The organism is Dactylosporangium sp. NPDC051087, from assembly GCF_055586325.1.
Genome location: NZ_JBVJIJ010000076.1, coordinates 1 through 9,854, shown reverse-complemented (window position 1 = coordinate 9,854; position 9,854 = coordinate 1). Strand labels below are relative to the sequence as shown.

At 68.4% G+C, this 9,854-nt stretch carries 12 protein-coding genes; 6 read left to right on the top strand and 6 right to left on the bottom strand.

Annotated elements, in window-relative coordinates; all coding sequences use genetic code 11:
- Positions 1-8 precede the first annotated feature (8 nt).
- Together ACZ6TV_RS54895 and ACZ6TV_RS54890 are read right to left on the bottom strand one after the other, a co-directional pair.
- Complete coding sequence (locus ACZ6TV_RS54895) at positions 9-335, bottom strand: barstar family protein (protein WP_465309676.1); 327 nt, start codon at positions 333-335, stop codon at positions 9-11.
- Positions 336-415: 80 nt separating this feature from the next.
- The gene (locus ACZ6TV_RS54890; RefSeq protein WP_465309674.1) at positions 416-817 is read right to left on the bottom strand and encodes a hypothetical protein; all 402 of its coding nucleotides are present in this window, start codon (positions 815-817) and stop codon (positions 416-418) included.
- An 88-nt stretch (positions 818-905) separates the two neighbouring features.
- On the opposite strand from ACZ6TV_RS54890, the gene ACZ6TV_RS54885 reads away from it, so the two are divergent.
- The 4 genes from ACZ6TV_RS54885 to ACZ6TV_RS54870 all read left to right on the top strand — a co-directional run bounded on the left by ACZ6TV_RS54885 (position 906) and on the right by ACZ6TV_RS54870 (position 3,771).
- A complete protein-coding gene (locus ACZ6TV_RS54885) occupies positions 906-1,397 on the top strand; it encodes a GNAT family N-acetyltransferase (protein WP_465309672.1) in 492 nt (163 codons plus the stop codon).
- 13 nt (positions 1,398-1,410) lie between these two features.
- Positions 1,411-1,887, top strand: coding sequence for a hypothetical protein (locus ACZ6TV_RS54880; protein WP_465309670.1), 477 nt, complete (start codon positions 1,411-1,413; stop codon positions 1,885-1,887).
- 164 nt (positions 1,888-2,051) lie between these two features.
- Positions 2,052-3,374 carry a WD40 repeat domain-containing protein gene (locus tag ACZ6TV_RS54875; protein WP_465309668.1) on the top strand — a complete coding sequence of 441 codons (1,323 nt, stop codon included), beginning with the start codon at positions 2,052-2,054 and terminating at the stop codon, positions 3,372-3,374.
- Positions 3,375-3,522: 148 nt separating this feature from the next.
- Positions 3,523-3,771 (top strand): hypothetical protein, encoded by a 249-nt coding sequence (locus ACZ6TV_RS54870; RefSeq protein ID WP_465309666.1) that lies wholly within the window; start codon positions 3,523-3,525, stop codon positions 3,769-3,771.
- A gap of 70 nt (positions 3,772-3,841) precedes the next feature.
- Here the strand turns inward: ACZ6TV_RS54870 and ACZ6TV_RS54865 are convergent, their stop codons facing one another.
- Positions 3,842-4,132 (bottom strand): hypothetical protein, encoded by a 291-nt coding sequence (locus ACZ6TV_RS54865; protein WP_465309664.1) that lies wholly within the window; start codon positions 4,130-4,132, stop codon positions 3,842-3,844.
- A gap of 673 nt (positions 4,133-4,805) precedes the next feature.
- On the opposite strand from ACZ6TV_RS54865, the gene ACZ6TV_RS54860 reads away from it, so the two are divergent.
- On the top strand, positions 4,806-5,879 hold the full coding sequence (locus ACZ6TV_RS54860) for a hypothetical protein (RefSeq protein WP_465309662.1): 1,074 nt from the start codon (positions 4,806-4,808) through the stop codon (positions 5,877-5,879).
- A 363-nt stretch (positions 5,880-6,242) separates the two neighbouring features.
- On the opposite strand, the gene ACZ6TV_RS54855 is transcribed toward ACZ6TV_RS54860, so the two are convergent.
- A complete protein-coding gene (locus ACZ6TV_RS54855) occupies positions 6,243-7,139 on the bottom strand; it encodes an alpha/beta fold hydrolase (RefSeq protein ID WP_465309660.1) in 897 nt (298 codons plus the stop codon).
- A 98-nt stretch (positions 7,140-7,237) separates the two neighbouring features.
- Between ACZ6TV_RS54855 and ACZ6TV_RS54850 the strand changes: the two genes are divergently transcribed.
- Entirely contained in the window at positions 7,238-7,804 is a 567-nt protein-coding gene (locus ACZ6TV_RS54850) for a TetR/AcrR family transcriptional regulator (RefSeq protein WP_465309658.1), read from the top strand.
- A 106-nt stretch (positions 7,805-7,910) separates the two neighbouring features.
- Here ACZ6TV_RS54850 and ACZ6TV_RS54845 read toward each other — a convergent pair whose 3' ends face one another.
- Positions 7,911-8,873 carry an anti-sigma factor RsbA family regulatory protein gene (locus ACZ6TV_RS54845; RefSeq protein WP_465309656.1) on the bottom strand — a complete coding sequence of 321 codons (963 nt, stop codon included), beginning with the start codon at positions 8,871-8,873 and terminating at the stop codon, positions 7,911-7,913.
- Positions 8,870-9,505, bottom strand: coding sequence for an MEDS domain-containing protein (locus ACZ6TV_RS54840; RefSeq protein ID WP_465309654.1), 636 nt, complete (start codon positions 9,503-9,505; stop codon positions 8,870-8,872). Before ACZ6TV_RS54840 ends, ACZ6TV_RS54845 begins: the two co-directional genes overlap by 4 nt.
- Between the last annotated feature and the right edge of the window lie 349 nt (positions 9,506-9,854).

The window sequence follows — 9,854 nt, the reverse complement described above, 5'->3', positions numbered from 1 at the left end:
TAGATGCCTCAAGAACCTCTATCTTTCCAGCTCGCGGGGGCATTGTCGCGTCCGAGATGCCTCCGCCACATCAATCTCATCGGTGGATCAGGGCTTAGGTCTCGCAGTTCGCGACCCCTGCTGGCGAACAGTCCTAACCGGCTAACGTGCACTACGAGAATGTCGTGAGCATCGATCATCTGCGAAATACCCCGAACCTGAATCGCATCGCGCCAGGCCTCAATGTTGCGTCCGAACCAGGGCGGAAGTCCACATGGCTCGGAGACCGCATCCCAAAAGTCGTCCAGCGTATCGATACGCCTGCCCGTCAAGTCGACGACGAGATTCTCGGCCACGTGAAGCCCCCATGGTGCGCGGCGCAGGATCGCGGAGCGGGGTGCCAACACACACCGAATCCTGGAGTGATGAGCGATAGTCACCGTGTGGCGGCTCGAATGCCTGCGACGAGCGCGGCAACCAGAAGCGCGAGCACGAGCACGACCAGTACAACAAGGCCCAGCAACAGTGCCAGAACAAGGATCAACACCACAGCGAGTTTCAGCTCGGGGCTTGTCCGCGACCAAGCACCCTTGATCGCCGCCCAGACAGGGTTCTTCCCCCGCAGCCTGGCTTTCAGCCCGTCGAAGACCGCCTGCGTGGCGGTCCCTCGGCTTGCCACAAAATCGTTCAGGTCGTCGGCCCAGTCCTCCACCTTCCGCGACGCCTTCGCAGTGGCATACCGCAGGGCAGCTTCTCGCAGGCCACGCAGCGCAGGTGCGAGGCTCGTCGCCACGGGGGCGCTCCTGGTCGTGTCGTTGGCGGTGTTCGGTGCTGTCATGTCGCGGTCTCCTCAGCAACCGTACCTCCACGGTGTCCATCGCGTGATCATGGTTTCGACCCGGGGCGCGGCAAAGGACAATGATCCGATGAGCATCCATGTCCGACAGCTCCAGCAAGGTACCGAGGCCGAATTCGTTTCGGGGTTGGAGTGGCTCTTCGACCCGCCCGGCAGCCGTCCCTCGGACTGGGATCGCGACCGCGCCGTCGAGCGCACCGCACAGCTCCTCGACCACGAAAACGTGGCACTGTTCGAAGCCCGCTCGTTTCACGACCAGCTGGTCGGCGTAACCAGCGTCTACCTCGACATCCTCTCGGTTCGATTCGGTCGCCGGGCTTCGATCGAAGATCTCGCCGTGCATCCCGACTGGCGCTCCCGAGGGATCGGCACCAGCTTGCTGACGGCTGCAAGGGCGTGGGCGCACGACCGCGGCGCCGACTACGTCTTCTTGGAGTCCGGCGTTGCGCGGACCGACGCACATCGCTTCTACCTTCGCGAAGGTGCAACGCACGCCGCCTCAGCGTTCAGGTGGACCGCTCAGCACCTCGGTGCCGGGCGGTACGACCCGGCGAACCAGTAACGAGCACACAGTTGTGGTGTTTGACGACGGCAGCACGCCGACCATGCCGTTCACGAGCCCTTCGCACGCGACGTTGTTCACGTCCGGCCAGACGATCACGGCAAGCCCGCCCCATCTCCGGCTCGACACCGTCATCCGGTTCCCGGCCGACGAGTACCTATTGGCATACCAGGCTGAAGAGGCGGTACACGGACCGCAGGTGTCGATCGGCATCATCTACCTGACCACGTGGGACCGCACGAACCTGATTCCGGGCTGTGTCAGCGTGAGTTTCACGGCTGCGACCACCTCCATGAGCCTGCTCTTCGTCGCATCACCGTCGGTGCGTGGCTTCTTCACCGATCTGGCCCGGCACGTCGGCGCCCACCTGTGCATCCTCGATGTCGAGGACGACGGGTTCATCCCCCTGTACACACCTCAGCCGAACCCGATCCTGGAGCAATTGGAGCGGCACTGGGCGCAGGTCCGGCGCGACCTCGGCACGCGGTAGTGGTTGGTGTTGGCGGGCTCGGGGCTATTTCGACCGCACCGCGCATCTATGGCGACGTCCCTTCGTGCGGCTTGTTCCAATAGCCCGGCGCGTGCGAGCCTGTCTCCACCATGGGGGGAGGCGTGGTGGGCAGGTCGCTGGGACGGTTCCGACAGCGCCGCGCGATGGTGATCGCCCTGCTGTGCGCGGCCCTCGTCCTGGTGTCGGGCCTGCACGCGGAGGCGCAGCCGGCCGGCGGAGGCGCAGTGATCCCCGGCGGCTTCGAGCGGCCCTGGTTCTGGCAGGCCACCGTGCAGATGGACCCGCCCGGCCCGGCATCGCTGCTGTTCGGCGGCGACGCCTACTCGCTCTACGGCGACCCGTGGGAAGAGGAGGGCTCGAAGCTGGCCGTGGTCGGGCGCGACGGCAGCTACCGCATGCTGCGCTACCCCGGCGAGATGCGCGCCGGGCAGGACGTGCGCCTGTCCCCCGACGGCAACCTGGTCGCGTCGAGCTGGTTGACCGGCGGACCGGAAGGCTGGCTCGTCATCACCGACCTGCGTACCGGCGCGAGCCGCGGCTACGGCAAGGGCTCAGCCTGCTGCTACGAGATCGCCGCCTGGCGCCCGGACAGCGGCGCCGTCCTGGCGCTGCACCGCCTCGAGGGCAACCCGTCCACGCTGTCCGCCGGCGAGTTCTTCACGCCCGTGCAATACACGTTGGTGGACCTCAAAACCTCCGCGACGGTACCGCTGGATGCCGCCTTCAACAGCATGGCGGTGCAGTCGGCATGGGCGGCGGCGTTCGCACCTGACGGCACCCACCTGGCGCTCACGGTGCCGACCGAGGCGCCGGGCACAGAGCTGCGCGGCTACGACACCAGCGGCCGGCAGCTATGGGCGCGGGACCTCGGCGAACGGCGGCACCTCGCCGGTGCGGGCGCGTACACGCCGGACGGCCGGGCCATCGCCACCATCACGCTGGACGGCTGCCTGCGCGATTGCTCCAGCGTCCAACTGCTGGCCCGCACCTGGCGGGTGTCCTATGTGGACGCCTCCACCGGAGCGGACGTCGCCGGCCCGGCGTTGCCGGAGGTGACCGGCATGGCGGTCCGCGCCCTTGGCTGGCACGATGGCGACCTCGTCGTCGTGCACCACACGCCGGAGCCGGACATCACCGCACATTCCGACGACACCGGCTGGGGAGACAGCGCGGACGTGCTGGTGCTGGCCCTGCACAAGGGTGGCCGAACCACCGTCCTGCTCGACCCGCCGGACGGCGTCGGGTCGGTCGACATCGCCCAGGACCTGATCCGTGACGGGGAGTTCGGCGGCCCGGTGCCGTCCCCGTCGCTGTTCCCGGCCCGCTGGGCCGTGCTGGTGCAGGCATTCCTCTGTTTCGCCGTGCCGCTGTCGGTCCCGGTCGGCATCGTCGTGCTGATCGTGCACCGGGTCAGGCGGGCCCACCGGCGGCGGTCCACAGCCAGGCCGGCGACAGCTGCCGCGTGATCTGGTGGGCTCGCTGCTCGCGTGAGGTACGTGCCATGCAACGGGTCCGCGCGTTGTCTGCGAGAGGTACCGCAGATCGATAGCAGTGACGTCATGTACTGGCTCCAGTGCTCACCTACGTGATGGTCGAAAGCGACAGGAGGTACAGATGACGCTGGCTATCAAGGGTTGGTCATCGCTGACCTTCGTTGCCGAGCAGGCGGAACAGCCAGGCGCCCTGTTGGTCGTATCCCTGCCCTGCGCCCATCCCGGCAACTGGAACGGATTGCCGACCCAGCCGGTGCTGCCCGGGACGGTGGCTGCAGGCGTCCGCCAGGCCCTGGCCACCGGCTGGCGGCCTTCGCAGCCGGGGCCCACCTTCAAGTTGCTCCTGAGCAACTCGTCGCACGGGCGGTAACGGCCGAGCCGCCAGGCGTCGCGCCTTGTCTGCGGCAGATGTGCGCACCTTTTCTCGGCTCCGCCGGATATCAGGTGACCGCGTCGAGACCGGCGTAGGACCCTGTTTCGTAGTACCTCCTGACGATCCTCAGCATCTGGTCGGTGTCCGTCAGGATGTTGCGTTGGGCGCAGAAGTACCCCTGGTCGCTGGTCCAAAGGCGTACTTCGTCGTCTGAGCCGGCCGGGTCGACGTACTCCCACTCGCCCATCATGTGGACGAGCGCGAACCTCCCGCCCCCACCGATCACGTTGAAGATCGTTTCGTTGTCGTCGGTGTCGCCGCAGTTGAGCTGGACGATGGGATAGAAGTGATCGTCCATTCGGCGTATCGCATCGACCACCTGGTCCCAGCTGGGAGCAGCCGTCGATTCGGCATCCCAGGGCCGATCGCGTTGGTAGCGGATGGCGGTCAACCAACGGACAGGCGAGGTCACGAACGGCGTTCTCCGCCTGCGCCGATCGAAGGGCCCTGCAGGGTGTCCGCAGTATGCCGCGGTCACGAGCAACGACACCACCTGGACAAGGCAGGCCGAGCGCGTTGCGGCAGATCCGTGCACAGCACCTCGGCGCTGACGTTTGCGATGGTCAATTTTTGCACAACCACGCAGTATCCAATGATTCGGATGTACTGGCGGGCAGCGGTACCGAGTCGTCCCCCGGCTCTACGCGAACGTTCAGGGAGATGTTGCCTGCCCGTGGCGGCAGGGTCGCCTGACTGACCAGCGGAAGCCTGTAGGTGAAGAGCTTGGTGGCGGAGTTGTACCGCATGCGTACGCTGCCTTGAGCTGTCGGCACCCGCTGGGAACCGCTGTCCGCGTTGACCGGCGTTTGAGATCCTCTCGTCGGCGTTCAGGATGCCAGAACTGCCGCGACGGCCCATCACCGACTGCGGCGAACCAGCGGGTAGCCGAGCGTCCGACCGGCGGCAGATCCGGATGTCGCTCCAGCGCGCTGCACAGGCGCGTGGACAGCGCTCGATCAAGTGATGACCTTGTGAAGGTACTGGGCAGGCCGTCGCGTGATCTGGACGTGGGCTGGCAGGCTGACGCCGTGGACCGCGCAACGGCAGGACCAGTCCGCGACCGAGAGCCCGGAGGTCAAGCGTCCAACCGGACCCCGCTGATCGTACTGGTCTGTATGGTCCTGTGCGCGCTTGGCAGCGCCTGCGGCGGCCCGACGGGGTCACAGGACCAGACGACGGCTGTCGGTTACCTGCCGGACGGCCGGGTCCTCATGGCGGCTGCAGCGTATGAACGGCCGACCAGTCTCTGGACCGCGCAACCAGGTAAAGACCCACGCCCGCTGCCGTTCGACTACTGCAGCCCGATCATGGTCCTGTCGATCTTCCCGATGCCGGCCGAACGCATCGGGCTCACGGTGTGGTGCCACGAGTCGCCGGAGTTCCGGCTCGTCGCCCTTGATGTGCCGACGGGACTGGTCACACCGTTGACCACTGCGCCGCGGATCGATACCGGCGTCTGGCTGCCACGGTCAGGCATCGGCATCGTGCAGTACCGCACCAACCGCACCAGCAACGACGACCGATGCACCGGCGTCGGAGAAGTGGACACCGACGGGGTCATCCGCCCCCTGCACCTGACCGTGCTCCTGCCGCCCACCTCGGGGCCGCTCGCGACGACCCTACCCCCGCCCGACGCGACCGACTGCACTGCTCATACCCTGGCCCGAGCTCCCGCCGTGTCCGCGAACGAGCGCTACACCGCCTTTTTCCTGCACCCGTGTCCCGACCAATGTGCCGGCACCGAACAGGAGTGGCAACGCGAATGGTTCGTGGTCGTCCACGACCGGAACACCGGGCACAGCGCAGCATCGCCCCATCGGTTCCGCCGCCCTTACGACCTGGCAGTCGCTGACGACGGCGCGCTGGCGATCAGCGCCCGTTACGGCAACACGACAGGCCTCTGGTACTGCCAGCCGCAGGACTGCACCAGGCCGAGACTGCTCGCTGAAGGAGTCTTCTTCTCGCCCGGCTTCCGCCACGACAACGCGTACCTGATCGCGGTGGAGAACGGTGAGATTGAGCCAACCGTGATCAAGCTTCGCTGACCACTCGGCGGCTGTGTGGCGAATACTCCGCAGGCCAACCCACTCTGCCAGGCCGTCCGTCTCGGTACGCCCGGCCCGCCCGGATGAAACAGGCGATATCCGCACATCGGTAGATCCGGATGCTCGGCGGTCGCCGAGTGGCGGCGCTGCCGACATTCGCCGTCACCGCCGGCCGTAAACGATCGCCGGCAATCTGGCTGCCCTGTCCACTGTGGACGGTATTCAGGGTCCGACCGCGGTTGCGGTACACGGCCGACCGGTCTGGGTGCCGAGTGCCGCATACAACACCCAGACCGATCCGAGCCTGCTCACTGCCCGGTTCGAGCTGCGCTGAGCCGCAGCGGGAAGGCGCGAGGTTCGTCGTCACTCGCCGCGCAGGAACGCCAGCAGGGTCTCGGTGAACCGCGCAGGCTGCTCCTCGGCGGGGTAGTGCCCGCAGTCGGCGAGGACGATCCCGGTGACGTCGTCGGCCGCCAACCGCATCGTCTGTACGGCGGACTCGCCGCTCCACAGGGCGCCGCCGACGGCGAGCACCGGTTGGGTCAGCCGGGTCTGGCTGCGCTGCTCGTTCTGCGCGATCGTCTCGTCCAGCGCCCGGTAGTACGCGAAGCTCGCGCGTAGCGCGCGAGGGTCTGCGGTGAGCGCGTCGAGGTAGGTGTCGACGGCGTGCGCGGGGATCGCGGTCGGGGTGGCGGCTTTGGTGGCGAACTGCCAGCCGAAGAAGAGCCGTTCCCGGCCCCGGACCAGGTCCTCGTTGAGGTTGGTGAGCCGGTTGAAGCCGAACTGCCAAAGTTTCTGGTTGAGCGCGGACGGGCCGAAGAGCGGCGGGGACGGGGTGAGACCAGGAATCATCGCCTCCACGACGGCGAGCCGGCCCACCCGCTCGGGATGATCGGCCGCCAGCGCGTACACGGTCCACGTGCCGATGTCGTGGCCGACCGTGTCGAACCGGTCGTGCCCGAGCGCGGTCATCAGCGCGGCCAGATCGGCTGCGAGGGTGCCTGCGTCGTAGCCGGCGTCGGGCTTGTCGGAGAGCCCGGACCCGCGCGAGTCGACGGCGACGACGGTGTGCTCGCGGGCGAGCGCGGGCATCGCCTCCCGCCAGGCGTACCAGGTCTGCGGCCACCCGCCGACCAGCAGCAGCGGCGGGCCGTCCCCGCCGGTGACCGCGTGCAGCCGCAGCCCGTTCACGTCCACGAGGCGGCTGGTGAAGACGTCGGTGAACCCCTCGGGCAGTTGCAGCGAATCCAGTGTGGTCATGCGCCCAACCCCATCATGGAACGATCGGTACAAGTTCTCCATGCGGCGACCATACACATCTTTGAACGATCAGTACAAGACGTGTAGGCTGGCCTACCATGGCGGGTCGCAAGCAGTTCGACGTCGACGAGGCGCTCCGCGGCGCGATGCTCGTCTTCTGGCGCTGGGGCTATGCGGAGGCATCGATCGAGCGGCTGACCGGGGGCACGGGCCTGGGCCGCGGGTCGCTTTACGGCACCTTCGGCGACAAGAGCGCCCTGTTCCGCAAGAGCCTCCAGCGGTATGCGGAGACCTACCACCCGCTGTACGAGCGGGCCTTGTCCGGCCCCCACCCGGACCCGGGTGCCGCCGTGGCCGCCTACCTGCAGGTCACCATGAACCGTATCGCCGATCCGGCGGTTCCGGACGGCTGCCTGCTCACGCTGTCGGTCACCCAACTGCCGTCACTCGACGCGGAGAGCCAGGCGATGGTCCATGCGATGGTGAACGGTCTGCGGGCCATGCTGGAGCAGGCGCTGCTGGCCGCCGGGGCGGGCCGGCAGGACGCGGCCGAGCTGGCGTTGCGCACCCTGGCGACGAACAAATCCCTGGCGGTGCTGAGCCGCGGCGGCTTCTCCGGCGAAGACCTCGCCACCGTCGCCGCAGCCGCCGCCCGCACGGCGTAGCGCCGGCTGAGACCCGCCGGGCAGTCCGACGCCGGGCTCGAGCTGGTCGAGGCCGAACCCACCCAGCGTCCGACGGCTGGTGACGTGCCGCCGCGGGCACCTATGGCTATGACGCCGGCGGTGGCGTGCCGGCGACGAGCCGCACGGTGAACCCGTCCGGTTCGCGGTGCAGACTCACGTGGGCGCACAGCTGGTGCATGAGCCACAGCCCGCGCCCGCCGCCGCGCAGGGCGGCGACCGGGAGGAGCCCGGCGAACGGATCGGCCAGGCCCGGACCGGCATCGCGCACGACGACGACGATGCGTTGTGACGCCGCCCAGATCCGCACCCGCACGGGCGCCGCGCCGTACAGGATCGCGTTGCTGACCGCCTCGCTCACGCTGACCAGCAGCCCGTCGACGTCGATGCTGCTGAGCTGCGCGGTAGCGGCGAGGGCGGTGATCGCGGCGCGGGCCTGGGCAGGGGTGGGATCGTCCAGCCGGATGTGCGGCGGGTGCTGTTCCAGCGGGTCGCGCCAGCCGGCGCGTGCCTCGGCCAGGACAGTGGCCGGGTCCTGGAACGCCGGGTTGGGGTGGTGTCCGGCGGCGGTGGCGACCCGGGGGTGGGTGCGGCGCACGTCGTGCAGGACGTGCGCCGGTGTGCTGCGGGTGTCGTAGGGGCACAGCCCCCAGACCGGGTAGTCCTCGTAGGCGATGTTGACGGCGGCCTCGTACCGGACCCACCCGTCCCACAGGGCACCGACGCCGGGATGCGGGATGTTCCCGGCGACGCGGATCTGGGTCGCGCCGGCGGCGACGTAGTCGGCGAACATCGTCCGGTACTGGCGGATGGCGCCGGCCGGGCGCTGGTACCGCGCGTCGCCGTCGACGAACCGGATACCGGCGCCCGAACCGAACACGTCCCGAAGGAGCTGCTGGTGGTGCGGCGCGCACGCGGACACGACCGGCTCCCCGGCCTTCAGCCCGTCGGTGAAGAACGGCACGACCAGGTCCAGGAACTCCTCGTCGGAGCCATAGAAGCCGGTCTCGTGGAAGTAGCCGAGGTGCGCGGCGGCGGCGCCGGTCCTCATGTGGCGACCACCCGCAGTTCGCCGATGTCGAGCAGGTCGATCAAGCTCTGCAGGACCTCGCCGTGCGCCGCGGTGAGCAGGATGCCGGTGGCATCTTGGCTGCGCAGACGGTCGGCGAGGTGCTGTAGCCCCCGATGGTCGATGTAGGACAGGCCGCGGGTGTCCAGGACGATGTCACCGTCGATCGGGGGCAGGTCGACGTGGCGCAGCGACGTGGCCAACAGCGCGTGCGAGCTGGTGTCGATCTCACCGGCCAGCACGGCGCTGAACCGGGTATCGGCGGAGCAGTGCAGGCGGAACGGCACCTGGAGGCTGCGGACCGTCGGGTGCAGGCAGGCCAGCGCGGTCACGGTGGCGGCGTCGGGCGTGCTGCGCCGCAGCCCGCACATGCCGTTGACCGGGTGCCGGCTCATGAACCGGTCGACGAGATGCTCATACCTGGCGTATCCGTCGGCCAGGGCGGGGTTCGCGGCCAGGGCGGTGACGTCGGCCGCGACCCGCAGCCCGGTGAACCCCCGCCGCAGCGCGGACTCGGCCACGGCGGCGAACACCCTCACCTGCCGCTCGGGGTCAAACGCCTGCCCTAGCGGGTGCCGCAGGGGCCATCGGCGATGTGGACGACATCTCCACATATCGACGGTACACCAGCCGCATCAGGCGCCACCTCGCCAGCCGCGGTGGCCGGCCCCCTCGGTGAACTGTCGCGATGTGTACCATGCGGCAAGCATGTACGGCCACACTCATCGCGCAGATACTCCCGGTCCCACCTAGAAGATGACCCGATCTGACCGCGTCTACGGGACATTCGACCTACTCGTCCAATTCCATCGGTCGGCGCCGGAATGCTTGATTGAGCCGGCCGGCAGTCGATGAGGGCATCTGACACGGACCTGGTTGGGAGTGCGGATGATGCAGAGTGCCCGGGTGCTACCGCCAGTGTCAGCGCCCTCCGACGTCACGATCGAAACCGTGATCGCGCGG